The 25203-nt window shown below is 65.0% G+C and carries 26 protein-coding genes; 11 read left to right on the top strand and 15 right to left on the bottom strand.

Annotated features, from left to right (window positions below; all coding sequences use genetic code 11):
- The first annotated feature begins 146 nt into the window (after nucleotides 1–146).
- The 3 genes from JQ592_RS05335 to JQ592_RS05325 all read left to right on the top strand — a co-directional run bounded on the left by JQ592_RS05335 (nucleotide 147) and on the right by JQ592_RS05325 (nucleotide 4016).
- Nucleotides 147–1928, top strand: a complete 1782-nt coding sequence (locus JQ592_RS05335; protein ID WP_211401876.1) for a NirA family protein — start codon at nucleotides 147–149, stop codon at nucleotides 1926–1928.
- Nucleotides 1925–3532 (top strand): sulfite reductase subunit alpha, encoded by a 1608-nt coding sequence (locus tag JQ592_RS05330; RefSeq protein WP_211401875.1) that lies wholly within the window; start codon nucleotides 1925–1927, stop codon nucleotides 3530–3532. The genes JQ592_RS05335 and JQ592_RS05330 overlap by 4 nt, the downstream gene beginning before the upstream one ends.
- A gap of 331 nt (nucleotides 3533–3863) precedes the next feature.
- Nucleotides 3864–4016 carry a hypothetical protein gene (locus JQ592_RS05325; protein WP_035666020.1) on the top strand — a complete coding sequence of 51 codons (153 nt, stop codon included), beginning with the start codon at nucleotides 3864–3866 and terminating at the stop codon, nucleotides 4014–4016.
- Here JQ592_RS05325 and JQ592_RS05320 read toward each other — a convergent pair whose 3' ends face one another.
- Genes JQ592_RS05320 through pxpB form a run of 3 tightly spaced genes read right to left on the bottom strand, consistent with a single transcriptional unit; the run spans nucleotide 4017 to nucleotide 6583 of the window.
- Nucleotides 4017–4787, bottom strand: coding sequence for a LamB/YcsF family protein (locus JQ592_RS05320; RefSeq protein ID WP_211401874.1), 771 nt, complete (start codon nucleotides 4785–4787; stop codon nucleotides 4017–4019). It abuts the gene before it with no gap.
- Between the two features lie 30 nt (nucleotides 4788–4817).
- A complete protein-coding gene (locus JQ592_RS05315) occupies nucleotides 4818–5855 on the bottom strand; it encodes a biotin-dependent carboxyltransferase family protein (RefSeq protein WP_211401873.1) in 1038 nt (345 codons plus the stop codon).
- Complete coding sequence (gene pxpB, locus JQ592_RS05310; RefSeq protein ID WP_211401872.1) at nucleotides 5852–6583, bottom strand: 5-oxoprolinase subunit PxpB; 732 nt, start codon at nucleotides 6581–6583, stop codon at nucleotides 5852–5854. The genes JQ592_RS05315 and pxpB overlap by 4 nt, the downstream gene beginning before the upstream one ends.
- A 260-nt stretch (nucleotides 6584–6843) precedes the next feature.
- On the opposite strand from pxpB, the gene JQ592_RS05305 reads away from it, so the two are divergent.
- Nucleotides 6844–7542 carry a ribonuclease activity regulator RraA gene (locus tag JQ592_RS05305; RefSeq protein ID WP_211401871.1) on the top strand — a complete coding sequence of 233 codons (699 nt, stop codon included), beginning with the start codon at nucleotides 6844–6846 and terminating at the stop codon, nucleotides 7540–7542.
- Between the two features lie 16 nt (nucleotides 7543–7558).
- On the top strand, nucleotides 7559–7963 hold the full coding sequence (locus JQ592_RS05300) for a (R)-mandelonitrile lyase (RefSeq protein WP_211401870.1): 405 nt from the start codon (nucleotides 7559–7561) through the stop codon (nucleotides 7961–7963).
- A 63-nt stretch (nucleotides 7964–8026) separates the two neighbouring features.
- Here JQ592_RS05300 and JQ592_RS05295 read toward each other — a convergent pair whose 3' ends face one another.
- From JQ592_RS05295 to JQ592_RS05285, 3 genes are all read right to left on the bottom strand, one after another.
- Entirely contained in the window at nucleotides 8027–8383 is a 357-nt protein-coding gene (locus JQ592_RS05295) for a hypothetical protein (protein ID WP_211401869.1), read from the bottom strand.
- Between the two features lie 179 nt (nucleotides 8384–8562).
- Entirely contained in the window at nucleotides 8563–9486 is a 924-nt protein-coding gene (locus JQ592_RS05290) for a DUF2147 domain-containing protein (protein WP_211401868.1), read from the bottom strand.
- 252 nt (nucleotides 9487–9738) lie between these two features.
- Nucleotides 9739–10533, bottom strand: coding sequence for a transporter substrate-binding domain-containing protein (locus JQ592_RS05285; protein ID WP_211401867.1), 795 nt, complete (start codon nucleotides 10531–10533; stop codon nucleotides 9739–9741).
- A 114-nt stretch (nucleotides 10534–10647) separates the two neighbouring features.
- Here JQ592_RS05285 and JQ592_RS05280 point away from each other — a divergent pair, with 114 nt between their 5' ends.
- Nucleotides 10648–11145: a DUF1993 domain-containing protein gene (locus JQ592_RS05280; RefSeq protein ID WP_211402510.1), complete on the top strand. Its 498-nt coding sequence runs from the start codon at nucleotides 10648–10650 to the stop codon at nucleotides 11143–11145.
- A 195-nt stretch (nucleotides 11146–11340) separates the two neighbouring features.
- On the opposite strand, the gene JQ592_RS05275 is transcribed toward JQ592_RS05280, so the two are convergent.
- From JQ592_RS05275 to JQ592_RS05250, 6 genes are all read right to left on the bottom strand, one after another.
- Nucleotides 11341–11829 (bottom strand): hypothetical protein, encoded by a 489-nt coding sequence (locus tag JQ592_RS05275; protein ID WP_211401866.1) that lies wholly within the window; start codon nucleotides 11827–11829, stop codon nucleotides 11341–11343.
- A gap of 144 nt (nucleotides 11830–11973) precedes the next feature.
- Nucleotides 11974–12963, bottom strand: a complete 990-nt coding sequence (locus tag JQ592_RS05270) for a hydroxyacid dehydrogenase (RefSeq protein WP_211401865.1) — start codon at nucleotides 12961–12963, stop codon at nucleotides 11974–11976.
- 34 nt (nucleotides 12964–12997) lie between these two features.
- The gene (locus JQ592_RS05265; protein WP_211401864.1) at nucleotides 12998–14098 is read right to left on the bottom strand and encodes an ABC transporter ATP-binding protein; all 1101 of its coding nucleotides are present in this window, start codon (nucleotides 14096–14098) and stop codon (nucleotides 12998–13000) included.
- Between the two features lie 6 nt (nucleotides 14099–14104).
- Entirely contained in the window at nucleotides 14105–15016 is a 912-nt protein-coding gene (locus JQ592_RS05260) for a carbohydrate ABC transporter permease (RefSeq protein ID WP_211401863.1), read from the bottom strand.
- Entirely contained in the window at nucleotides 15016–15954 is a 939-nt protein-coding gene (locus tag JQ592_RS05255; protein ID WP_211401862.1) for a carbohydrate ABC transporter permease, read from the bottom strand. Before JQ592_RS05255 ends, JQ592_RS05260 begins: the two co-directional genes overlap by 1 nt.
- Before the next feature lie 129 nt (nucleotides 15955–16083).
- Nucleotides 16084–17424, bottom strand: coding sequence for an ABC transporter substrate-binding protein (locus tag JQ592_RS05250; RefSeq protein ID WP_211401861.1), 1341 nt, complete (start codon nucleotides 17422–17424; stop codon nucleotides 16084–16086).
- A gap of 506 nt (nucleotides 17425–17930) precedes the next feature.
- Between JQ592_RS05250 and JQ592_RS05245 the strand changes: the two genes are divergently transcribed.
- Nucleotides 17931–18758, top strand: coding sequence for a Spy/CpxP family protein refolding chaperone (locus JQ592_RS05245; RefSeq protein ID WP_211401860.1), 828 nt, complete (start codon nucleotides 17931–17933; stop codon nucleotides 18756–18758).
- 112 nt (nucleotides 18759–18870) lie between these two features.
- Nucleotides 18871–19248 carry a response regulator gene (locus tag JQ592_RS05240; protein ID WP_211401859.1) on the top strand — a complete coding sequence of 126 codons (378 nt, stop codon included), beginning with the start codon at nucleotides 18871–18873 and terminating at the stop codon, nucleotides 19246–19248.
- A gap of 126 nt (nucleotides 19249–19374) precedes the next feature.
- Here the strand turns inward: JQ592_RS05240 and JQ592_RS05235 are convergent, their stop codons facing one another.
- From JQ592_RS05235 to glk, 3 genes are all read right to left on the bottom strand, one after another.
- Nucleotides 19375–19530, bottom strand: a complete 156-nt coding sequence (locus JQ592_RS05235) for a hypothetical protein (RefSeq protein WP_211401858.1) — start codon at nucleotides 19528–19530, stop codon at nucleotides 19375–19377.
- 144 nt (nucleotides 19531–19674) lie between these two features.
- On the bottom strand, nucleotides 19675–19878 hold the full coding sequence (locus tag JQ592_RS05230) for a hypothetical protein (protein ID WP_211401857.1): 204 nt from the start codon (nucleotides 19876–19878) through the stop codon (nucleotides 19675–19677).
- Between the two features lie 149 nt (nucleotides 19879–20027).
- On the bottom strand, nucleotides 20028–21005 hold the full coding sequence (gene glk, locus JQ592_RS05225; protein WP_211401856.1) for a glucokinase: 978 nt from the start codon (nucleotides 21003–21005) through the stop codon (nucleotides 20028–20030).
- Nucleotides 21006–21267: 262 nt separating this feature from the next.
- Here glk and pncA point away from each other — a divergent pair, with 262 nt between their 5' ends.
- The 3 genes from pncA to JQ592_RS05210 all read left to right on the top strand — a co-directional run bounded on the left by pncA (nucleotide 21268) and on the right by JQ592_RS05210 (nucleotide 25201).
- Nucleotides 21268–21894 (top strand): bifunctional nicotinamidase/pyrazinamidase, encoded by a 627-nt coding sequence (gene pncA, locus JQ592_RS05220; RefSeq protein ID WP_211402509.1) that lies wholly within the window; start codon nucleotides 21268–21270, stop codon nucleotides 21892–21894.
- Between the two features lie 16 nt (nucleotides 21895–21910).
- The gene (locus JQ592_RS05215) at nucleotides 21911–23026 is read left to right on the top strand and encodes an alpha/beta fold hydrolase (RefSeq protein ID WP_211401855.1); all 1116 of its coding nucleotides are present in this window, start codon (nucleotides 21911–21913) and stop codon (nucleotides 23024–23026) included.
- Between the two features lie 141 nt (nucleotides 23027–23167).
- A complete protein-coding gene (locus JQ592_RS05210) occupies nucleotides 23168–25201 on the top strand; it encodes an NAD(+) synthase (RefSeq protein ID WP_211401854.1) in 2034 nt (677 codons plus the stop codon).
- Nucleotides 25202–25203 lie beyond the last annotated feature (2 nt).

The raw sequence follows: 25203 nt of genomic DNA, 5'->3' as shown, positions 1-25203 counted from the left end.
TGCCTGCTGAGCCAAGTCCCACAGCAACGAAGCTGATTGGACCGTCGGGTTGCGAAGCTGGCTTAAGCCGCCAGCCGAGTTCCCCGCGGGTCACACAATTTTCCGTCGATACCACCTAGGTGGCCGCAGGAGCTTCGTTACCGACCATGAAAATCGATACGGTCTCAGTCGACTTTACCGACGAGCAGAAACGCTATCTCGAAGGCTTCACGACCGGCCTGCAGATCAGCCGCGTCGGTCGCGGCCTTGGCGGTGGCGGCGGCAAGGCGAATGCCGAGCCGACCGGCCCTGATGCCGTGCACATCAAGGCGCAGGACAAGGTCATCGCGTCGGGCAAGAAGCTCGCCGACCAGGAGAAGTTCAAGCGCGACGAGCATCCCTTCGATGCCTATCCGCGCCTTCGCCAGCAGGCGCTCGACAACACCCCGCCGAGCCCTGCGGACAATTTCCGCTGGCGCTATTACGGCATCTTCTACGTCGCGCCGACGCAGGACTCCTACATGTGCCGCCTGCGCATCCCCAACGGCATCATGAAGCACTGGCAGCTGTCGGGCCTTGCCGATCTCGCCGACGAGCTCTGCGGTCCCTACAGCCATGTCACCACGCGCGCCAATCTCCAGCTGCGCGAGATCCCGCCGAAGCACGCGATCAGAATGATCGAGGGCATCCAGGATCTCGGCCTGTGCTCGCGCGGCTCCGGTGCCGACAACATCCGCAACGTGACGGGAACGCCGACCGCCGGCATCGATCCGCAGGAAATCATCGACACGCGGCCCTATGCGCGCGAGTGGCACTATCACATCCTCAACGACCGCGCGCTCTACGGGCTGCCGCGCAAGTTCAACGTCGCCTTCGACGGCGCCGGCAAGATCGCGGTGCTGGAAGAGACCAACGACATCGCCTTCACCGCCTATGAGGTGAAGGACGGCTTCGGCGTCGAGCCCGGCGTCTGGTTCCGACTCGGCCTCGGCGGCATCACCGGCCACAAGGATTTTGCGAAATATTCCGGCATCATCGTCAAGCCGGAGCAGGCGACCGCCGTCGCGGACGCCATCGTGCGCGTCTTCATCGACCATGGCGACCGCACCAACCGCAACAAGGCGCGGCTGAAATACGTGCTCGACGCGATGGGCCATGACGGCTTCCTCAAGCTGGTCGAGGAGCGGCTGAAGACGCCTTTCGCGCGTGTACCGGAAGAGGCATTTCTCCCGCGGCCCGCAGCGGATCGCACGGCCCATATCGGCGTGCACAAGCAGAAGCAGGACGGCCTCAACTGGATCGGCGTGTCGCTGACGCTCGGCAAGCTCACCTGCGACCAGATGCGCGGCCTTGCCAAGGTTTCGCGCGATCTCGGCGACGGCGAGATCCGTCTCACAGTCTGGCAGAACCTTTTGATCTCGGGCGTGCGTGACGAGAATGTCGAGCTCGCCATCGCGGCGATCAAGCAGATCGGGCTCGCGGTCGAAGCCTCGCACATCCGTGCCGGTCTGATTGCCTGCACCGGCAATGCCGGTTGCCGTTTCGCGGCGTCCAACACCAAGCGCAATGCCGCCGAGATCGGCGACTGGTGCGAGCCGCGCGTCGCCATGGACAAGCCGGTCAACATCCATCTGACCGGGTGCCACCATTCCTGCGCGCAGCATTACATCAGCGACATCGGGCTGATCGGGGCGCGCGTGCCCGTGAACGAGGAGGACACGGTCGAGGGCTATCACCTCTTTACCGGCGGCGGGTTCGGCCCCGACGCCGATGTCGGGCAGGAGGTCTATCACGACCTCAAGGCCGAGGACGCGCCGAAGACGGTCGAGGCGCTGCTCAAGGCCTATCTCGCCCATCGCTCTTCGCCCGACGAAACCTTCCTCTCCTTTGCGCGCCGCCACGACGGCGAAACGCTGCGCAAGCTTGCCGATGCACAGGTGTCCGCATGAACCAGATCACCCCTCCGCCGAAACTCGACATCATTCCCGCCAGCGCGCCGTTCTCCGATGCGCAGCGCTCCTGGCTGAACGGCTTCTTTGCCGGACTGCTGTCGCCTGATGTGGCAACGCCGCTGTCGGCGGAGCAGGGCGCCGCGGTCATGCCGGCCGGGGACGGCGACGACGGCGAAGCGCCATGGCACGACCAGACCATGCCGATCGCCGACCGGATGAAGCTCGCCGAGGGCCGCCCCGTCCGCCGCAAGATGATGGCCGCGATGGCGCAGCAGGATTGCGGCCAGTGCGGCTACAATTGCCACGACTATTCGGAAGCGATCGCGGGCCGTAGCGAAGCGCGGCTCAATCTCTGCGTTCCCGGCGGCAAGGAAACCGCGCGGATGCTGAAATCGCTGTACGAGGAGCTCGACAAGGCGCCCGCGGCGAAAGCACCGGAGAAGACGGACGCAGTCGCCGCGCCCGCCGTAACCGTGACCATCGCCGAGCCCGGCCGCTCGCGCGACAATCCGACCGAGGCGACCTTCCTGTCCCGCCGTCTCCTCAACAAGGGGAAGTCGGAGAAGGAGACCTATCACATCGAGTTCGATCTCTCCGCGAGCAAGCTCGACTACGTGGTCGGCGATTCCTTCGGCGTGTTCGCGCGCAACGATGTCGGCCTCGTCGACCAGATCATCGCGCTGCTCGGCGCCTCCCACACCACCAAGGTCAACGGCAAGACGCTGCGCGAGGTCCTGATCGACGACGTCTCGCTGTCGCCGGCGCCGGACTCGCTGTTCGAGCTGATCTCCTTCATCACCGGCGGCGCGCAGCGCGAGAAGGCGCGGGCGCTGGCGCAGGGCGAGGATCCCGATGGCGATGCGGCGACGCTCGACGTGATGGCGGCGCTGCAGAAGTTTTCCGGCACGCGGCCGCATCCCGAGGCCTTCGTCGAGGCACTGGAGCCGCTGCAGCCGCGGCTCTATTCGATCTCGTCCTCGCACAATGCGACGCCGGGCAAACTGTCGCTGACGGTCGATTCCGTGCGTTACGTGATCGGCAAGCGCAAGCGCATCGGCGTTGCCTCGACCTTCCTCGGCGAGCGCATCAACGAAGGCGAGAAGCTCAAGGTCTACGTGCAGAAGGCGCACAATTTCGGCCTGCCGCAGGACCCGAAGACGCCCATCATCATGATCGGCCCCGGCACCGGCATTGCGCCATTCCGCGCCTTCCTGCTCGACCGCAAGGCGACCGGTGCGCCCGGCAAGAACTGGCTGTTCTTCGGTCATCAGCGCAGCGATTGCGATTTCTTCTACCAGGAAGAGCTCAATGCGATGAAGACCTCGGGTCAATTGACCCGGTTGTCGCTGGCTTGGTCGCGCGACGGCGAGAAGAAGTTTTATGTGCAGGACCGCATGCGCGAGGTCGGCCGCGAGCTGTGGACTTGGCTCGCCGAAGGCGCGCATCTCTACATCTGCGGCGATGCCAAACGCATGGCCAAGGACGTCGAGCGCGCGCTGGTCGACATCGTCGCCCAGTTCGGCGCGCGTTCGACCGATGAGGCGGTCAGCTTTGTCGCCGAACTCAAGAAGACCGGCCGCTTCCAGGCTGACGTCTACTAAGGCGCGAGCGGATCAGCCTAAATCGGCCTGGCGGCGCAACCGCCGGGCCGCACGGCCGAATCCGGTTTCTACTGTGCATGGGGTTGTTTTCGACATTTTTGTTGGACCGGCCCTGAAGTCCCAGGTTCCGACCGTCATCCCATCGTCATCCGCGGCGGTTCCAGCTGGCTCAGATTCTAACGAATAAGATTCTCGGAACCCGGGCGGCGGAAGAATTTACCCCTCCGATGGGGCCTCTCCGGAGAACCCTCATCGCTATTTCCGCCACCGTCTTGCCTCCCGCCAGGGTTGATCCTTCATACTCCCACAAATGGGGCGTTGGAGATCGACCATGCGCGAACTATCGGCGGAAGCCAGGCTGCACTTCTACGCGCGCTCGCTCTCGCGTCGCACCGGGGCGAGCGCCCATCATCTGGCGCTCTACAGCGCCTTTGCCGTGATCGCAGCGATCGTGTTCGGCACGCTGTCGGTGCATCCGTTCTGATCAAGCCCCGCGCTTGAACGGAGCGACCTCGATCCCCGCTTCCTTCAATGCCTGACGCAAAGTCCGCGCGATCTCGACCGCGCCGTGGGTATCGCCGTGGATGCAGACCGTATCCGTGCGCATCTTGATGACCTTGCCCGTCACTGACACCACGGCGCCATCCTGCACCATGCGCACCACGCGGTCGGCGATCACTTTCGCATCGTGCAGCACCGCGCCGGGCTTCTTGCGCGAGACGAGATTGCCGTCGTCCTCATAAGCGCGATCGGCGAACACCTCGTGGACCATCGGCAGGTTGGCCGCTTCACCGGCCTTCACCAGTTTCGAATTGGCGAGCACGACGAAGATCAGGCTGGGATCGACCGCCTTGATGCCGGCGGCGATCGCCTTCGCCGTCATGTCGTCCTCGCAGGCGACGTTGGAAAGCGCGCCATGCGCCTTTACATGCGTGACCTTGTGGCCGGCCGCGGTCGCGATCGCCTGCAGCGCGCCGATCTGGTAGGCGACGAGGTTCTCGATCTCGGAGGCCTTGAGCCCCGCGATCGGATGCCGGCCGAAGCCGTGCAGGTCGCGATAGCCGGGATGAGCGCCGACCGAGACGCCGCGCGCTTTCGCAAGCTCCACCGTTCGGCGCATGATGTCGGGGTCGCCGGCGTGGAAGCCGCAGGCGACGTTGACCGAGCTTGCGAGCTCGATCATCGCGGCGTCGTTGCCCATCTCCCACGCGCCAAACCCTTCGCCGAGGTCGCAATTGAGATCGATCGTCGTCATGGTTGCTCTCCGCCTCTGGTCTTGTTGCCGCTACGGTTCCGCCGTGACTTGCCACGTCCCGGCGTCGACCGCGCTCACCGCGTAGCCGGCAACGTTAGCATCGCTGAGCGCCTCGATGTTGAGCTCGACGGTGTCGGAGGAACGCAGGCGGTCCGCGAGGCTGCGGATCAGTTGGGCGAACTTGCGTGCCTCCTCCTGCGCCTCCGCCATGCCGACCTGCTTGAAGCGGAACGCGGTTCCCGCCGAGGTCTGCGCCAAGCGGCCGACATCGGCCGTGATCACGGTCGCGATCTTCGGATAGCCGCCGGAGGTGCCGCGGTCCATCATCAGCGCGATCGGCGAGCCGTTGCCGGGCACCTGGATGCTGCCGTTGACCGTGCCGTCGGAAACGATGTTGTGGCCGTGCAGGTGCTTGATCGCGGGCCCTTCGAGCCGATAGCCCATGCGGTCCGATGTCGCCGAGATCTTCCATTCGCTACCTAAGAACAGCGCCTTGTTGGCGTCGTCGAACTCGTCGTCCTGCGGCCCCAGCAGCACGCGGATCGGACCTATCGCAGGCTTGGGCAGTTCGATCCGCAGCTCCGGCGCGCCGCTCGCGGCATCGACCGTGAATTCGTCGCCGGCCTGGAGCGGGCGCGGGTAGGGGCTGCCGAGGCCGGCGCGGGCATTCACCGCGAGGCTGCCGAACACCGGCTCGCCTTTGATGCCGCCTTCGATCGCCAGATAAGTGAACGCGCCGCCGCGGGCAAAACCCAGCGTCAGTGTCTCGCCGTCCTTCAGCGTCACCGATGTGTCCATCGCCACCGGCCGCCCCGCGACATCGGCATTGCGCGGCGCGCCAGCAATCGCGACGCGCACGGCGCCGTCACGCGCGGTGAACGTCGCGCCGAACGGGCCGATCTCGACAGCGGCGGAGAGCACCTCATTGCCGACCAGCGTGTTCGCCGCCGCGAGCGAGAGACGATCCATCGCTCCGCTGACCGTCAGGCCGTAGCGTTGTGCGCCGTGGCGCCCGCCGTCCTGAACCGAGCTGGCAGGGCCGATGCTGGCAACAATGAGCCGGCTCATGCGACCACCTGCTCGGCGACGATCTCGCCGGCCTCGGCGGCGCGGTCCATGTCCTCGAACGTCTTGTGGTCGATGGCGAAAAAAGTCACGTGATCACCGGGTTCGGTGAGGAAGGTCGGATTGCGGTGGAGCTGATAGGTTCTGACAGGCGTGCGGCCGAGCAGGTGCCAGCCGCTCGGGGCGGCCAGGCACTGGATCCCGGCCTGGACGCCGCCGATCGAGATGGTGCCGGCCGGCGTCAGCAGCCGCGGCGACTGCCGCCGCGACATGTGCAGGGATTTGTCGAGGCCGCTGAGATAGGACCAGCCCGGCGTGAAGCCGATCATCGCGACCTTGTAGTCGCCGCCGGCATGCCGGGCGATGATGTCATCAGGCGTGGTGTTGAGCGCCTTGGCGACATCCTCGAGATCGATGCCATGCTCGCCGCCATAGGCGACAGGAATGCGCCAGCGCCGCGCCCTGGTGGCCGGCGGCAGCGGCCGGGTGGCGATCGGGAGGATCTTTTCACCGAGCGCGTCGAAGCCGATCTTGCCGGGGTCGTAATGCACCAGCAGCGAACGATAGGTCGGCACCGTCTCGGTGATGCCGTCGATGGGGCTCGCTGCGAGTGCCTTGTCGAGCGCCAGCACGCGCTGGTTGGCGTCGTCGTCGATGGTGCGGCTGAACTCGACCGTGACGGCACTGTCGCCACTAGGCAGGAGGCGGGGCGGGGGAAGCGTCGCGGCCATTGAGCTGTCAAAGCGCTGTCGAAATCGGGCTTCTCGGGAAACGCGGGCTCAGCGTTGAGTTCCGCTTGTCCCTGCTTCGCGTAAATGCGCCCGCAAGTCCAATAAATTAATGCAGGGGTCCGCGATAAAGCCTTGTTATCGCGTCGCATAACGGCGCTGCGGCCCTGCATTCTTGTGGGTCTTTTGGCCCTTGACGGAAAGCGCCCGGCTCGCAAGATGCGCGCGTTCTTTTCCCGCCTATCCGGAGCTCGTTCTCGTCCATGTCGCTGTCCCCCGAAGCCCGCAAGACCCTCGCCGGCATCACCACTGCCACCATCACCACGGTCCTGCTGAAAAAGGGCCTGCGCAACGTGTGGATGCGCGGCGCGCGCCCGCTGCGCCCGGGCCTGCCGCGCCTGGTAGGGCCTGCCTTCACGCTGCGCTTCGTGCCGGCGCGTGAGGATCTGGCGACGCCGGAATCCTGGTCGTCGCCGATCTCGACCCGCACCGCGATCGAGGCGATGCCGGACGGCTGCATCGCCGTGGTCGATGCCATGGGCATCACCGATGCCGGCATCTTCGGCGACATCCTCTGCGCGCGCATGGTCAAGCGCGGCGTCACTGCGCTCGTCACCGACGGCGTGGTGCGTGACGTCGAGGGCGTGCTCGGCACCAACCTGCCGGTGTGGTGCGACGGCTACGCCGCGCCGCCGTCGGTCGCGGGCCTGACCTTCGTCGGCTGGGGCGAGCCGATCGGCTGCGGCGGCGTTGCGGTATTCCCGAACGACATCGTGGTCGCCGACCAGGACGGCTGCGTGCTGATCCCGCAGGCGATGCTCGACCACGTTCTCGCCGAGGGCGTCGAACAGGAGCGGATGGAAGCCTGGATCGTCAACGAGGTGAACAACGGCGCGGTGCTGCCGGGCCTCTATCCCATGAACGCCGAGACCAAGGCGCGCTACGCCGCCAGCAAGAAGTAACGGAAGCGAGGACCCCATGGAGATCACCGTCGCAGGCACGCGGCCGACCCGCCGCGCGCCCAAGGAACACTTCACCGGCACCGTATGGCAGGACCCCGTCATCATGGCGCCCGCGCCGGCGCGGCTGAACTGCTCGCGCGTCGCGTTCGAGCCGGGCGCACGCACCAACTGGCACCACCATCCGCTCGGGCAGACGCTCTACGTCATCTCCGGCGTCGGTCGCGTCCAGTCCAAGGGCGGGCCGATCCGCGAGATCCGCCCCGGCGACACCGTGTGGATTCCACCGGGTGAATTGCACTGGCACGGGGCGTCGCCGACCAACGGCATGTGCCACATCGCGATGCAGGAAGCACTCGACGGCGTCTATTCGACCTGGCTGGAGCCGGTGACGGACGCGGAGTACGGCGCGGCGTTGGGTTAGTCTCGTGCCCCGGACAAGACGCATCGCCCTTGGCGATGCGTCGCCGAGCCGGGACACGGCGACTTACATCCGCTCGGCCGTCCATGTGCCCGTGCACAGCGCGCCTCGCCAGGTGCCGGAGCCCGAGGTCCCGCTGAGGTGACCGAAGCCGACCGCGCGCTTGATGCCGCTGCTCAGGGTGACGTTGATGCTGCCGGCATCCGCCACGCGACCGGAGGCGTTCACTGCGGCGCTGCTCGATGCAATCTGACCGTTGTTGATGCCGATCGCGACGGTTGCGCCGTTGCCGCAGGTCTCGCTCGATGACGAGATCCGGACATTCCATGTGCCGTCGAAAGTGCTTGTCGCAGCATAAGCCTGCGCCAGCGGGAAGGCGATGGCGAGAAGGGTAGCGAAGAGACCTTTGCGAATGCCGTTCATGGCACGCCCCTGTGGTTGACCATGCAGGGGAACGTGACACGGCGCGCGGAACCGGCGATGTGAGGGGGCTCACGCCTGCAGCAGGCTCTGTGAGGTGGCGCACGTCGTCATGACGCCGCGGACAAAGCAAAGGGCCCGGATCGCGGGCCCCTTGTTTGGTCAGAGCGTCGAAGCCGAAATCAGTTCACGCGCGTCCAGGTCTGGCCGCCGCAGAACATGCCGCCGAAGGCGCAGCCCTGCACGCGCAGCCTGTCCGTGCCCTTCATGGCGATCGTGGAGTCGTATGTCGATCCGCTGTTGGGATCGAGGATGCGGCCGGACCATTTCTGGTCCTTGCCGGGCTTCATGTTGATCAGAACCTGCTCGCCGTTCTGGTTCGACTTGCTGTCGACCGAATAGCCGCAGAGATTGGTGCCGCACTGCTCGATGCGGACCTTGCCTTCCTTCTCCTCGGTGAGCCAGACCCCGAGCGGTGAATTGAGATCACGCGTGGGCGCGGTTGCCGGAGCGGGCGGGGCGACTGCGGCGGACTGGACCGGCGTGGGCGCAGTTGGCGGAGCGGCGGGCGGAGGCGGCGCCGGAGGTGCCGCAGCCGCGGCCGGGGCTGGCGGCGGGGGCGCAGGCGGCGCAACAGCCGCAGCGGCCGGCGGCGCGGGCGGTGCCACGGGAGCTGCCTGCTGCTCGATGGGAGCAGGGGCCGGAGGCGGTGCGGTAGGAGGCGCGACAGCCGTAGCGGCCGGCGCAGCAGTGGCAGTCGCCGGCTGTGGTGCAGATGGCGCGGGAGGCGGTGCGGCCACGACGGGCGCGGGAGCCTGCGTGGCTGCTGGAGGTACTGTTGCGGCAGCAGGTGGAGGCGCGGGTGCGGCCGGCGCCTGCGGATCGGCCTTGGCCTCCTGCGGCGCCTGCTGGCCCGGGCTCGTCTCGTTCTTCTTGGCCTTCTTGGCCTTGCCCTGGCCGGTGTTGTCGTACACGCCGGGAATCTGCACCGTGCCGCGGTCTGGATCGATGCGGATTGTGCGCCCGCCATATTCGAAGGTGTACTGCGCTTGCGCAGCGGTGCTCGCCAACAAAAGGAATGCGGCCGTGGCCAACAGCTTCCTCATTTCGCATCTCCTAGCAGATGGTCCCCGGACCGACGCTTACGCCCCGGCTCGATCGCAAAAAGTGATCTAGATCACTGTCGTCCGTATGAGTCGTGCTCCGGTAGGTTCGGGTTCAATGCGCCGGGAACCCGTCCACAATTTGGCCGAGGCAAGCGACAGGAGGACGCGGTAGAGAGCCCCGTTCCGAGCGATCGGAACGAGGTGCCAAAATCCCGGCATTGAGGCGTTTTCTATACGCGAACCGGAACGCTCTTAATCGAACCAGGCAGCGTAGATCTTCTTGTAGCTGCCGTCCTCCATGGAAATGTGCAGCCACTGGTCGACGAAGGCCTTGAGCGCCATGTCGCGCTGGAGCCAGTAGGCCTTCTCGGAGAAGTCGAACGGCTTTTCCGGATGCACCGCGCAGAGCACGCCTTGATGCTGCTTCTGCTGGTAGCGCGTCTCGGAGGCGTCGGTCATCATCAGATCGGCGTTGCCCTTGGCGATCTCCTCGAAGATCACGGTGTTGTCCGGGAAGACCGTGATCTCAGCGTCCTTGATGTTGGCGCGCGCGAAGCGCTCGTTGGTGCCGCCGGGATTGACGATGACGCGGGTGCCCTTCTTGTCGATGTCGGCGATGCTCTGGTACTTGCCGACGTCGGCGCAGCGCGCGATCGGCGTCTTGCCCTCGCGCATGATCGGCGTCGAGAAGAAGCCCTTCCTCTGCCGGTCGAGCGTCACCGAGACGCCGCCCATGGCGATGTCGAACTGATCGGCCTCGAAATCCTTCATCAGCTTCGGCCAGGCCGTCGGCACGAATTCGACCTTGACGCCGAGCGCCTTGCCGAGCGCCTCGGCCATGTCGACGTCGAAGCCAGAGAACTGCTGCGTGGCCTTGTCCAGATAGGTGAAGGGCTTGTAGTCGCCGGTCATGCCGACGCGCAGGGTGCCGCGCTTCATGATCTCGTCGAGGCGCGAGGGCGCCGCCTGCTGTGCGTGGGCCGAAAGGTTCATCAGCAGCGCCACGGCCAAAGCCGCCAAAACGCGAACGGATATTCGAACGGTCATCTCTTTTCCACCCATGCCCGAGCTGTCATTGTACAGCTCCTCTGACCTGGATTTAGACCAGATGCCCGTTGCTGGCGAGGCAGAATTGAAAGGAAGCTTGGGGTGACGATTTCGATGTACGAGGCCTCGGTCGGCCTCTTCGTGCCGTACTTGCGCAACCTGTCCGTCCTGCTCGACAAGGGCGTGGCCTATGCCGAGGCCCGCAAGTTCAATCCGGCGGTGCTGCTCGGCATGCGCCTTGCGCCGAACATGTACGATCTGGCGCAGCAGGTCGGCGAGGCCTGCCGCCACGCCACGGTTGCGCCGGCCCTCTTGGCGCAGCGCGATCCCGTCGTGCTGCCGGTGCTGGAGCACGACATGGCCGGGCTGCAGGCCCGCATCGCGACGTCGATCGAGTTCATCGAGAGCCTGCCGCGCGCGGCGATCGACGCCGCGGCGGAGCAGAACGTGTTCTTCAGGCTGAAGAACGGCACCGAGCTGCCGTTCACAGGGCGGACGCTGCTGCTGACGTTCAGCGTTCCGCAGTTCTTCTTTCACGTCACGACCGCCTACGACCTGTTGCGGCACGCCGGCGTCGAGCTCGTGAAGAAGGATTTCTTGGGAAGGAAGTAGGAGCAGGCGCGATGTCCACCTCTCCCCGACGGGGAGAGGTCGGATTGCGCTTGGCGATGCGAAGCATCGTCCAAAGCAATCCGGGTGAGGGGCCGCAACATCCGGCGAGACCTTAACCCCTCACCCGGATCGCATCTTCGATGCGCTCCGACCTCTCCCTTCGGGAGAGGTGTACGGAGACCTTCGGCCGGAGCGTTACGCTTCGCCCTTGCGCTCGTAATCGGCGAGCGAGCTGCGGCCGGCGATCTCGCTGCGGAGCAGCTCGAAGCGCTTGTTCGCCTCTTCCTCGTGTGCATCGACGAAACGCACGGCGGCCTCGCTCGTCATCGGACCGCTGACGACGGGCGCGGACTGCTCGCCGATGGTCTCGTGGACGTAGTACTGGCCGTCATCGCCGCGATGCACCGTCCATTTGAGACGGATCGCCACCATCGGGCCCGGTCCGACCTTGCTGTAGCCGTCGGCATCGGTGTGCTCCGGCACCAGCGGCTGTTCTTCGACCACGGGATGCTCGTGCTCAGCGGCCACCGGATGTTCATCAGCGGCGGCTGAAGGTTCGTTGACGTCAGCATTCTCTTCAGCGGCCGCCGTCTCGGTGTCGCGGACGACGAGAACGGGCTCGGGGTGCTCCAGGATGCTGGCGATGGTCGCCAGCGCATGGTCGGTCGGGTCGATCTCTGACAAGGGTCCATCCTCCAACTCGACGCGGCCGGCAAGTCTGTCCCACGCCGCCGCGGCCGGGAACATTAGGCGCGTTTGATTAAGGCTGAGTTGGGGCCCGATCTGCACCAAAATGGGACGCTTTCTGGCGTCCCGAAGGCGGTCGGCTCAGCCCAGCACGTCCTGATTGATGACGTTCTGCCGGATCGGATCGCCATCCAGGACGCTCAGGATGTTGCGCGCGGTCTGCTCGCTCATGCGCTGGACCGCCTCGACCGTGACGCCGGCGACGTGCGGGGCCATGATGACGTTGGGCAGCGCGAACAGCGCGTTGCTGACCGGCGGCGGCTCCACCTCGAACACGTCGATGCCGGCGCCGGCGAGCTTTCCGGACATCAGCGCGTCATAGAGCGCCGCTTCCTTCACGATGCCGCCGCGTGCGGTGTTGATCAGGTAGGATCTCGGCTTCAGGCGGCCGATCCTGTCAGCATCGAACAGGCCGACGGTCTCCGGCGTCTTCGGGCAGTGGATGGTGACGAAGTCGGCGTGAGGAAGCGCGGCGTCGAGGTCGGTGACCGGCTCGCATCCGGCCGCCCTGATGTCGGCAGCTCCCTTGTAGGGATCGTAGACCTGGACCTTCATCTCGAACGCCAGACAGCGCTTGGCGGTGCGACTGCCGATGCGGCCGAAGCCGATGACGAGCACGGTCTTGCCGTAGAGGTCGAACGGCAGCATGCCGAGCCGGTCGGCCCATGTGCCGTCCTTGACGCAGCGATGCAGCTCCTGCGCGCGCTTGGCCAGCGTCAGCATCATGAACAGCGCCGCTTCCGCGACCGAGGGCGAGTTGGCGCTGCCGGCGACCATCAGCGGCACCTTGCGGCGGGAGAGGGCGGGCACGTCGACGGCATCGTAGCCGACGCCGATGCGGGTCACCACCTTCATGTCTTCTGATGCCTCGAGCTCGGTCTCGCCGAAGGCGGTGGCGCCTAACGCCACGCCATGGACCGGCGCATGACTCTTCAGCAAGGCCTCGAAGTCCTTGGCCGAGATCAGGTTGGAAAACTCGATGAGCTCGATATCGTCCCGCTGGGTGAGGAGGGCGCGTGCTCCTTGCGACAAGGTTTGTGTAACGAAAATCTTCTTCTTGTTGGTCGCCATGCTCCCCTGCCTGCTCGTGTTTCTTGAGCCGGCGTCACAGCACGACGCCGGTCTCTTCGTTTAGCAGGTGCATGTTGTTGAGGTCCATCGCCAAACGCATGGGAGATCCGTCCTTGGCGCCGGCATTGGGATCGACGCGGCCGCAGACTGGCGTGCCGTCGAGCCCGAAATAGACCAGGGTCTCCATCCCCATCGGCTCGGTGACGTCGAGCACGGTGTCGAAGGTCTCGACGCCGGGCGCAAGATGCGCGTGCGACTCGGTGAGATGCTCGGGACGGATGCCGAGCAGCAGCTTGTCGGTGCGCGGCAGCGCATTGTAGCGCGCGGCGCGGGCCGGCGGCAGTGCGAAGGCGATGCGGTCGGTGAGGCGGAGCTGAAGCGTGCCGCCGACATCCTCGAGCCGGCACGGGATGAAGTTCATCGCGGGCGAGCCGATGAAACCCGCCACGAAGCGCGTCGCCGGCTTGTGGTAGAGCTCGTTCGGCGTGCCGATCTGCTCGATGCGGCCCTTGTTCATCACCACCACGCGATCGGCCAGCGTCATCGCCTCGACCTGGTCGTGAGTGACGTAGACCGTGGTGGTGCGCACCTTCTGGTGCACCTTCTTGATCTCAATCCGCATCTGCACGCGCAATTTGGCATCGAGATTGGACAGCGGCTCGTCGAACAAAAATACCTTGGGATTGCGCACGATGGCGCGTCCCATCGCGACGCGCTGGCGCTGGCCGCCGGAGAGCTGCTTCGGCTTGCGGTCGATCAGGTCGGTGATGTCGAGGAGGCGGGCGGCTTCCGTCACCCGCGCCTTGATCTCGGCCTTGGGATAGTGCTTCAGGCGCAGCCCGAACGACATGTTCTCGGCGACCGTCATGTGCGGGTAGAGCGCGTAGTTCTGGAACACCATCGCGATGTCGCGGTCCTTTGGCGGCACGTCGTTGACGACGTCGCCGCCGATCATGATGTCGCCGTCGCTGATGTCCTCGAGGCCGGCGATCATCCGCAGCGTCGTCGACTTGCCGCAGCCGGAGGGGCCGACCAGCACGATGAACTCATGATCGGCGATGTCGAGGTCGATGCCGCGCACGGCTTCGACATCGTCGTAACGCTTGACTACCTTCCGCAAAGCAACGTCAGCCATGAGTCATCAACCCTTTGTCGCGCCGGCGGTCAGGCCGGCAATGTAGTAGTCCATCAGGAATGCGTAGATGATCAGCGGCGGCGCGGCGCCGAGCAGCGCGCCGGTCATGATCTGTCCCCAGTTGAACACGTCGCCCTTGATCAGTGTGGTGGTGATGCCGACCGGCAGCACCAGCTGATCCACCGACGTCGTGAACACCAGGGGATAGAGGAACTGCGCCCAGGACACCGTGAAGGCGAAGATGGTCGCGGCGATCAGCCCGGGCAGCGCGACCGGGATGAAGATCCGCGTCAGGGTCTGGAGCCAGGAGGCGCCGTCGATGAGGGCGGCCTCATCGAGCTCCTTCGGGATCGAGGCGAAATAGCCGATCATGATCCAGGTGCAGAACGGCACCGTCAGCGTCGGATAGATGAACAGCAGCACGTACCATCGGTTCAGCAGTGTGATGCCGGTGTAATCCTGGACCAGCGCCAGCATCTTGAACAGCGGGATGAACAGAAGGCTGTCCGGGATCAGGTAGGTCAGGAAGACGCCCGTCGCCAGCGTCGCCGAGCCCCAGAATTTCATCCGCGCCAGCGCGAAGGCCGCTGGGACGCTGATCAACATGGTGACGGCGACGACGGCGAGCGAGACGATCGACGAATTCCAGAAGAAGCGCAGGAACTGGTTGGAGGTCAGGAGCTCGACATAGTTCGACAAAGTGGGGTGAAACACCCACCAGGGATTGGTTGCGGCCGAAATCTCCGCGCTGCTCTTGAGCGAGGTGATCAGCATGTAGATCGGCGGCGTCAGGAAGAAGATCGCGAACAGCACCAGGAAGAAGTAGGACCAGCGCAGCGCCCAGGCGCGGTCCCGGCTCATGCTGCCATATTTGACCTTGCGCGACGGTCCGGCCTTGTCGATTGCAAGCGTGCTCATCAGGCTTCATTCCCGCGTTTGGAGACATCGCGCAGGATGAAGATCGCTGCGATGGCGAGGATCGGCACCATGAACAGCGAGACGCTGGCGCCGAGCGGAATGTCGCTGCCCTCGATGCCGACCTTGAAGGCCCATGTCGCGAAGATATGCGTCTGGTCCAGCGGGCCGCCCGAGGTGAGGATGCGCACGATGTCGAAATTGGCGAAGGTCACGATCAGCGAGAACAGCGCCGTGATCGCGATGATGTTGCGCATCATCGGCAGCGTGACGTACCAGATCTTCTGCCACCAGTTGGCGCCGTCGATCGCTGCAGCCTCGTAGAGCTGGTCCGGTACCGACTTCAGCGCGGCCAGATACATGATCATGAAGAACGGCGCGCCGTACCAGATGTTGACGAGGATGACGGAAAAACGGGCCCACAAATTGTCGCCGAGCCAGTTGATCGGGCCGATGCCGAAGAATGACAGCGTGTAGTTGAAGGCGCTGTAGGAGGGGTCGAACAGCCACAGCCAGGCCAGCGTGCTCATCGCGGGCGGGATGACCCAGGGCACCAGCAGCATGCCGCGCCATTTGCGCTGCCCCTTGGCCGGAATGTTGTGCACGAAATGGGCGACGATGAAGCCGATCAGCGCCTTGAAGAACACGGCCGTGACGGCAAAGATGCAGGACTGCTTCACCACCATCCAGAACGTGTCGCGCTTGAACAGGAACAGGAAGTTGCCGAAGCCGACGAACTTCTGCATCGACTTGTTCAGCGTCGCGAGGTGGACGGAGTAGACGGCGGGATAGAGTACGAGCAGCGCTATCAGCAGGATCAGCGGCAGCGTCAGGAAGAACGCGACCGTCGATTTTCGTCCCAGGACGTTGCGGAGGCTCGTCGGCTTGCGCGCGCGCGCCGCACGGACTGTTTGACCCTGCTCAACGACGACATCGGCCATGGCGTAGCTTTCTCGGAAATTGTCGACTGGCGAAGCCGGCCCGATCGGTCGGCTTCCTGCGATTGGCGGCGGCACGGAATGCGTGGCGGCTCACGCGTCGAGCGTGAACCGCCTGGCACACACCCGGCATCAACTCCGCATGAAGCCCTCGCACTCGCCTTCGGCCCAGGCGAGCGTGGCCTCCATCTTTTCGCCCTGCGCATAGCGCAGTGCCATCTTGGTCAACGTCGCCTGGAAGTAGATCTGCTGTGCGATCTTGGGCGGCGCCGGAGACGCTGCGATCGACAGCGTCTGATGGTTGTTGGGGTTGGGATAGTGATACAGCGTCCCCTTCGGCGGCCCTTCCTCGGCCCAGGTCTTCAGCGTCGTCATGTTGGCGTAGGCGGGCAGATCGTAGCCGCCGCTCGCCGCGACGAATTTTTCGATCGATGACGGCTGCGACAGGTAGGCGAGGAGGCTCTTGGCCGCTTCCTTGTTCTTGCTGAAGCTCCAGAGACCCCAGAAGTACGGCAGGTAGGGTGCGAAGCGGCCCTTGGGCCCGGACGGCATGCCGTGCGTCCAGCACTGCTCGGCGATCTGCGGCGCGTCGCGCCTGGCGACCGCCCAGGCGCTCGGCGGATTCAGGATCATCGCGCCGCGGCCCGAGATCAGCCATTTGTTGTTCGAGGCATCGTCCCAGGACGGAGCGTCCGGCGGCAGGAAGGCGATCAGCTTCTTGTAATATTCGAGCGCCTGACGAACGGCATCGGTCTTCACCGTGACGTCGCCCTTGGCGTTGACGAGCTCGGCACCGAACGACTGGAAGATCGCGCCGGCCGTGTCGACGCTGTCGGTGGTTTCGCCGAGGCCGATCCCGAATGGCACGCCGCCCTTGTGGCAGGCCTCGGCCGCCTTGAGGAAGGTCTCCAACGTCCAATTGTCCGCCTTTGCGGGCGCGCCGGCCGGATACATCTCCTGCACGTCGATGCCGGCATGCTTCTTCATCAGATCGATGCGGGAGCAGGGACCCTTGATCTGGCTTCCCGGGATTGCGGGAACGGCGAGCCACTTGCCGCCGGCCTGACCGAGATATTTGACGGTGCCGTTGACCTCGCCGTTCTGCTTGATGAGCGGCTCCATGACATCGTTCACCGGCTCGAGATTTTCAGCGTAGGCGTGCGGCCACCAGGTCGGCATCTGCAGGATGTCGTGGCCGGATTTCGCCTGGGCCTCGGCTGCGACCGTGAGCTGGATCTTGTTGTTGTTGCTGGTGATGTAGTCGATCGAGACTTCGACCTTCTCCTTTTCGCCCCATGCTTTGACCATGGCGGTGGAGGCATCGTTGGCATTCGGCACCCAATGGTCCCAGAAGCCGATCGAGAGTTTGCCGGCGGCATAAGCGCCCCGGACGTAGGGCGCCGTGATCAGCGCCGCGGAGGACATTGCAGTGGCAGCCACAAATTGACGTCGCGTCAGTGTCTTGCGTGACATCTCGTTTCCTCGCTTGGGTGTTTTATTGTTCTGGTGTTTCCTCTGAACTCTTCCGAGTTTTGCTTTTGATTTTCTTGTTGGCGTTTCTTGTAGGTCGTTCTTGTCGGTGCCGTCAGCGTCGATCTGGATCATGCGCCGCGCGGCAAATTGGTAGCGCGATCAGATCATGATTGATCGCGTCTGTCGAGAAAGCCGAAGGCGCTTCGTCTAGAACTAACGTTGTGCCTGAATGTGCAGCAGTGCCTCTGGCATCGCGCGGCGGAGGTGAATCGCTCTCCCTGGTTTTTTGCGACGCACACATCGCGTCGGCCGGTCGGGAGCGATCCGTGCGCAATTACGCCGCAGTTCCGAATAAGCCTCCATAACCGCTTCGCGCGAAACACTTTTCGGGCGTGGACAGCAATTGGCCGCGTCTGGACCTCGAAGCGGCGGAAACGATAATGTTGCAACCGGCGGGGTAAGTCCCACCCCGACAGAGGCCAATCAGTTCGACGATGGAGACGAGAATGATCAACCCGGCGCCGTTAGCGCGACATTACTTGCGACGATCGCTCGCGCTGGGATCAGTGCTCGCGTTGCTGCTCGGTATTGCCGCAGTCGCGAACGCTCAAGGATTGGTCAAAGGCGTCCAGGAGGGGGCGGCTGCCGGGAACAAGGCGGCCGGCCCGGTCGGTGGCGTGCTCGGCGGCGCGATTGGCGGTGTGGTCGGCGTCTTCACCGGCGTGCTCGGCGTCGGCAACAATAACAATGCCAATCAGGCGCCGGCCGCCAAGGATGCTAATAAGGACGCCAGCAAGGATGCGAAGGACGCCAAGCAACAGGGCGCCGGCAAGGACAAGGATGCCAAGAGCGCCAAGGAGAACGCCAAGGCGGGCAAGGGCGCCAAGGCGAGCAAGGAAGCCAAGAACGCGCCGAGCGCGCCGCAGGACAACAAGGATAAGGACGTTACCGTCCTCACCCAGCCCGGCGCGCCGCAACAGACCGCCGAGCAGATCGTGGCCAACAGCGATTCCTATATCGAGCGGATCAAGACCGAATTGAACCTCACGCCCGACCAGGAGAAGCACTGGTACGGCTTCTCGAGCGCCATGCACTACCTGGGACATAATGGTGCAGAGCGACTCAACCTGCGGGTTGCGCGCGCCAAGCGCGATCCACCCGACGACATCATCGAGCAGATGCGCAACGAGGCGCAATTCCTGATCGACCGCGCCGCCGACCAGCGCAATGTCGCCGATGCCGCCGAGCCGCTCTATTCGAGCCTCGATGACAAGCAGAAGCAGGTCTTCATCCAGGAGATGGTCCGTCTGAGCCACGAGCGCGGACTGGATTGATCAAGTTGAATCGGATTGCGGGCGCCTGAATTAACGGCTCTCGCCACGAATTCGTGAATCCTCTGCGCAATTCGGTTATGATTAGCTTAGCGAGGCTGACTGCGGGGTTGATATGGCGGACGGACTCTCCGTTTTCCTGGTCGAAGACGAGGCGTTGATCCGGATGATGATGGCCGACATGGTGGCAGAGCTCGGCCACCACGTCGTCGCGGAAGCGGACAATGTCCGGGACGCGAGCGCCTTTGCGATGACCGCGCAATACGACTTCGCCATCCTCGACATCAATCTCATGGGACTGTACGTCGATCCCGTCGCGGACCTGATCGAGCGCCGCGGCAAGCCATTCCTGTTCGCCACCGGGTATGGGCCGGAATTGCTGCCGTCCTTGCTTCGCCGCAGGCCCATCCTGCGCAAGCCGATTTCGATCGATCAGCTCAAGGCGATGATCGATTCGTTGTTTCCGGAAGCCACGGCGCAGACGCCGCGCTGAGCGACGGCAAAGATGCCGCGTTGGCGAAGGCGCCGCGCCGAACGACGGCGAAGACGCCGCGCCGGGAGCGCCGACGAAAATGGCCGCCCCTGGGGCGGCCATTTCACGAAGAAATCCGTCGCGACCTCAGATCAGGCCGGCACCGAGATCGATGCCGCGCGCCATCAGGCCGAACGAGGCGAGGAGGCCCGCGCAGCAGAACAGCAAGATGGTCTTGAACGAAGAAGCGGCGAAACGCGTTTCGGCGACGGCCGGCATCGCGGCGAGCGAAATCATGCTCATGTTCATTCCCCCCTTTGTTGATCCTGAATTGCATCAGGTGAGGGAATTCCTAGAGCAAAAAGTTTGACGTCGGATTGCGAGGGATCCCTAACGGAATCGCAACCGATACGCACCGACGCGCGTGCCGTCGCGGGATCGCACGTCTCAGCTGCGGCCGTTCCTCAACACGGTGGCGATGGTCTGGGCGGTCATGGCGGCGCGATCCGAGGCGCGCTGGGCGGCCAGCCGGTCTCGCGCCTTCTCCTCGATCAAGAGCTCGATCAGGGCGAGCCGCTTGTCCTCGTCGTCCGCCTCGGCCAGCAGGCGGTGATAGCGGTGATAGTCGAACCCAACGTCCTGCTTACGCATGTCACGCCCCCCGCAACCAACGCCACACACTCAGGCGGATTGTTTCCCATGGGAAACAATCCGGCAAGCACGATCCTGCGTGGAACCGTGCTTTCGATGCAATCAGCTGTGAATTAGTTAACGGACCGGACGGCCCTGCCGGCTGCGCTTCAATCCGGATTGTGGTCGGCGAACATCTTCAGGCCGAGGAAGCTCGCATCGGGCCTGGTGACCAGCCGGGTCGGAATGTTGCGCAAGTAGTCCTGGAAGCGTCCCTTGGCCTCGAAGCGCGCGCGGAAGGCCGAGGCGGCCAGGAATTCGGGAAAGCGCGGCACGATCCCGCCGGCGATATAGACGCCGCCACGGGCGCCGAAGGTCACCGCGAGATTGCCGGCGACCGAGCCGAGCGTGGCGCAAAACATCTCCAGCGTCGCGCGGCTGTGCGCACAACTGCCGTCCAGGGCCGCCTTGGTGATGGCAGCGGCGTCGCGTTGCGGCACCTGGGCGCCGTCGACCTCCGCGAGGGCTTCGTAGAGGCTTTGCAAGCCCGAGCCGGATAGCGCACCGCGCTCGATCGAGACATGGCCGAGGCGCCGGCGCAAGCAGGCGATCACGCGTTCCTCGCGCTCGTTCTCTGCCGGCAGCGTCGCATGTCCGGCTTCGGTGACGACGGCCAGGCGCGCTCCATGGCGCTCGACCAGACAGGAGACGCCAAAGCCGGTTCCAGGCCCGACCACCAGCAGCGGCTCTCCGGGCAAGCCGTCTTGTCCGCCGAGCGGGATCAGATCGGCCGGCTGCAAGGCGGGCAGGGACCAGGCCACAACCTCGAAATCGTTGAGCACGTGGACGCTGTCGAAGCCCAGCGCCGGCTGCAGCTCGTTGCCGTCGATGACCCAGGGGCTGTTGGTCATGACGCAGCGGTTGTTGGTGACGGGGCCTGCCACGGCCAGCACGGACCGTCGGGGCGGCTCGCCGCCGGATTGGCGTGCCAGCACATCGGCAATGGCTTCCCGGACGGTTGGGAAGTCGGCGACCTTTACATAGTCGATCGCGCCGGTCTGGTCGCCGTCGCCTCGGCTCAGCGCAAAGCGCGCATTGGTGCCGCCGATATCGGCGAGAAGAATCTGTCCTGTCCTGCCGATACCCATGGCCCTGTGGCTGCCGCGGCCTTGCCGGCCCTCGGGAACCCCTGTCTCCGTTCCTGATCCGGTCCGCAACTGCGCGGACGGTCCGAGAATCCTCGCTTGATTGTGCCTAGTCAACACGGACAGGGCCAAACCGTTGCATCCTGGGAGGTCCCACGGCCATCAGCGCGGTATCGCCACACGCTGTCGGTGGTTGCGAAGCTGCGCCGGAAGATCGACATTGGAGAGAGCGCCCGGCGACGGGCGGGTGGAATGGGGCCTTGCGATGAAGATTTCCGACCGCGATGTGCTGCTGGTGATCGACGTCCAGAACGATTTCTGCACCGGCGGGGCGCTGGCCGTGCCCGGCGGCGAGAAAGTCGTGCCCGCCATCAATCGCATCGCCCAAAAATTCGCCAATGTGGTGCTGACCCAGGACTGGCATCCGGCGGATCATGTCTCATTCGCGCCGAACCATGCGGGCAAGCAGCCGTTCCAGACCATCGAGCTGAATTATGGCACCCAGGTGCTTTGGCCGTCGCATTGTGTGCAGGGCACGGCCGGCGCCGAATTCCACGAGGAGTTGGATGTCACAAGGGCGAGTCTGGTGGTGCGCAAGGGCTTTCGCCGCGGCATCGATTCCTATTCGGCGCTGTTCGAGAACGACCACAGGACGCCGACAGGCCTGCTCGGCTATTTGCGCGAACGTGAGCTGAAGACCATCTTCGTCGCCGGACTCGCGCTGGACTTCTGTGTCCGCTTTTCGGCGGAGGATGCCCGCAAGGCGGGGTTCGAGGTCGCGGTGATCGAGGACGCCTGCCGCGGCATCGACCTCGACGGCTCCATGGCTGCGGCCCATCGGAGCTTTGGCGAGCTCGGCATTTCCGTCATCAGCTTCGAGGCATTCCTGTGAGGAGCGCGAGATAGACGTGGCGAAGAAGACAGGCAAACCGCCGGGCGGACCGGATCACGTCCAAGACGACCCGCTGCTGTGGCCGTTTGCAGCGGCGCGGCTCGCGATGGATGCCTGCTTCTGGTGGATGGAGCGCGGGCCGGCTGAGCCGGCCGACAGCAGCCTGCCGTGGACGACGCCGAGCACGGTGGCGCTGGAGCTTGCGACCATGCGCCTGCGCAATTGCACGACGGACCGGTCCGGCCAGCCGGCGCTGGTCTGCGCGCCCTATGCGCTGCATCGGGCCCTGATCGCCGACTTCGCGCCCGGGCACAGCGTGGTGCAGTCGCTGCAAAGAGGCGGCATCGACCGGGTCTATCTCACCGATTGGCGGTCGGCGACATCAGATATGCGCTATCTCTCGATCGACAGCTATCTGTCCGATCTAAACGTCGCCGTCGACGAGATCGGCGCGCCGGTCGATCTCGTCGGTCTGTGCCAGGGCGGCTGGCTGTCGCTGCTTTACGCGGCACGCTTTCCGGCCAAGGTGCGGCGGCTGGTGCTGGCAGGCGCGCCGGTCGACCTGTCGATCGACTCGGCGATGTCGCGGCTCGCCCGCAACGCGCCCGGCATGGTCTACGACCAGCTCGTCGCGCGTGGCGGTGGCAATGTCAGCGGCAAAGAGATGTTGCGCGTCTGGTCGAAGGCGCCGAGCCGCGAGGATATCGCAGCCGCCTTGCAGAAGGAGCTTTCGGACGAGGAAGGCGCGGCGCTGCTCGCGCGCTTCGACCAGTGGAATGTGGAGCCCCTCGATCTGCCCGGCACCTATTATCTGGAGATCGTCAACTGGATCTTCCGGGAGAACCGGATTGCCGGCGGCAATTTCGTCGCACTCGGCCGAAAGGTTCGTCTCAAGGACGTCAAGGTGCCGATCTTTCTGCTGGCAGGGCTCGACGACGAGGTGGTGCCGGCGACGCAGGCGCTCGCCACCGCCCGGCTTGTCGGTACGCCACCAGCCTTCATTGCGGCGGCGTCCGAGCCGAGCAACCATCTCGGCCTGTTCATGGGCGCGCGGACCCACGCGCATGCCTGGCCTCGGATCGCCGAGTGGCTGCGCGGCGATCTGGCCGGTGTCCTGGCCCGCAGCGCTTGAAGTCGCCCGGCGCTGGGCCGGCCGGGGCGCAAATCCGTTATGCATGATGGCGGATGGCCTGCACGGGGCCAGGTCGATGGGCTACATATGACCGGAGCTGACGGCGGCCGGCCGGACGAAGATTTAAGGGTACTGCGCGCGATGACTTTCCATTCGATCTACACTCACGGATTTGCGCGCGTGGCGGCCTGCGTGACCACCTCGCATGTGGCCGATCCCTCGGCCAATGCGAAGGCCGTCCTGGCGGCGGCCAATGCCTGCCACGAGCAGTCGGTGGCGCTGGCCGTGTTTCCCGAGCTGTGCCTGTCCGGTTATGCGATCGAGGACCTGGTGAAGCAGGATCCGCTGCTCGATGCGGTCGAGCGCGGGCTCGTCACCATCGTCGAGGCCTCCGCCGCGCTGATGACCGTGCTGATCGTCGGCGCGCCGCTGCGCTTTGGTCATCGCATCTACAATTGCGCCGTCGTCATCCATCGCGGCAACGTCCTTGGCGTCGTTCCGAAATCGTACCTGCCGACCTACCGCGAGTTCTACGAGGGACGCCATTTCGCCTCCGGCGCCGGAATCGCCGGCGAGACCATTGCCTTTGGCGGTCTGCACGCCCCGTTCGGCGTCGACCTGCTGTTCGCGGCCGAGGACGTCCCGGGCCTGACCATCGGCGTCGAGATCTGCGAGGACATGTGGATCCCCGTCACGCCGGCCTCGGAGCTCGCGCTGGCGGGTGCCAGCGTGCTGATCAATCTCTCGGGCAGCCCGATCACGATCGGCCGGGCGCGCTCGCGCGCGCTACTGTGCCAGTCGACCTCGGCGCGCTGCCTTGCGGCCTACGTCTATTCCGCCGCCGGGGCCGGGGAATCGACCACCGATCTGGCCTGGGACGGCCAGACCTCGATCTACGAGAACGGCGTGCTGCTGGCCGAAGGCGAACGGTTTCGCCAGAGCGGCCAGATCACCTATGCCGACGTCGATCTCGACCTGCTCAGGCAGGAGCGAGCCCTGATGGGCACTTTCGACGACAACCGCCGCCAGCGCGAGGCGTTCTTCCGCAAGGTAACGTTCGCCCTGAAGCCGCCGGCCGCCGATATCGGGTTCCTGCGCAAGGTCGAGCGCTTCCCGTTCGTGCCGAGCGATGAGAGCCTGCTCGAGCAGGATTGCTACGAGGCCTACAACATCCAGGTCGCCGGCCTCGTGCAGCGCATGCGCGCGACCGGCACCAGGCGCGTCGTGATCGGCGTCTCGGGCGGGCTCGATTCCACCCATGCGCTGATCGTTGCCGCCAAGGCCGTCGACCTGCTCGGCCTGCCGCGTGAGAACATCCTCGCCTACACCATGCCCGGCTTTGCCACCGGCAGCGAAAGCAAGACCAATGCGCTGGCGCTGATGAAGGCGTTGCAGACCAGCTGGCAGGAGCTCGACATCCGCACCACGGCGACGCAGATGCTGAAGGACATCGGCCATCCCTTTGGCAAGGGCGAGAAGGTCTACGACGTCACCTTCGAGAACGTGCAGGCGGGCCTGCGCACGGACTATCTGTTCCGGCTCGCCAATCATCACGGCGGCATCGTCATTGGAACCGGCGATCTCTCCGAGCTCGCGCTCGGCTGGTGCACCTATGGCGTCGGCGACCAGATGGCGCATTACAATGTCAACGCCGGCGTGCCGAAGACGCTGATCCAGCATCTGATCCGCTGGGTGATCGCCTCGAAACAGTTTAGCGCTGACGTGAACCGGACCTTGGGCTCGATCCTCGCGGCCGAAATCTCGCCTGAGCTGGTGCCCGTGCTGCCCGGCGAGAAGCCGCAGAGCACGGAAGCCTCGGTCGGTCCCTATGAGCTGCAGGATTTCAACCTGTTCTACACGCTGCGCTTCGGCATGCGGCCATCCAAGATCGCGTTCATGGCGCTGCAGGCGTGGAAGGACGTCGGCAAGGGCGAATGGCCGCCGGCGTTCCCGAATGATCGGCGCAAGGCCTATGATCTTCCCGAGATCCGGCGTTGGTTAGAGGTGTACCTGCGCCGCTTCTTCGCCTTCAGCCAGTTCAAGCGCTCGGCCATGCCGAACGGCCCGAAGGTGTCGGCCGGCGGCTCATTGTCGCCGCGCGGCGACTGGCGCGCGCCCTCGGATTCGAGCGCCGCGGCCTGGCTCGAGGATCTCGAGCGGAACGTGCCGAGCTGATC

The organism is Bradyrhizobium iriomotense, assembly GCF_018129405.1.
Taxonomy (GTDB): domain Bacteria; phylum Pseudomonadota; class Alphaproteobacteria; order Rhizobiales; family Xanthobacteraceae; genus Bradyrhizobium; species Bradyrhizobium iriomotense_B.
Note: the sequence above shows the minus strand (reverse complement) of the source record. Positions and strands in the feature narration are given on the sequence as shown.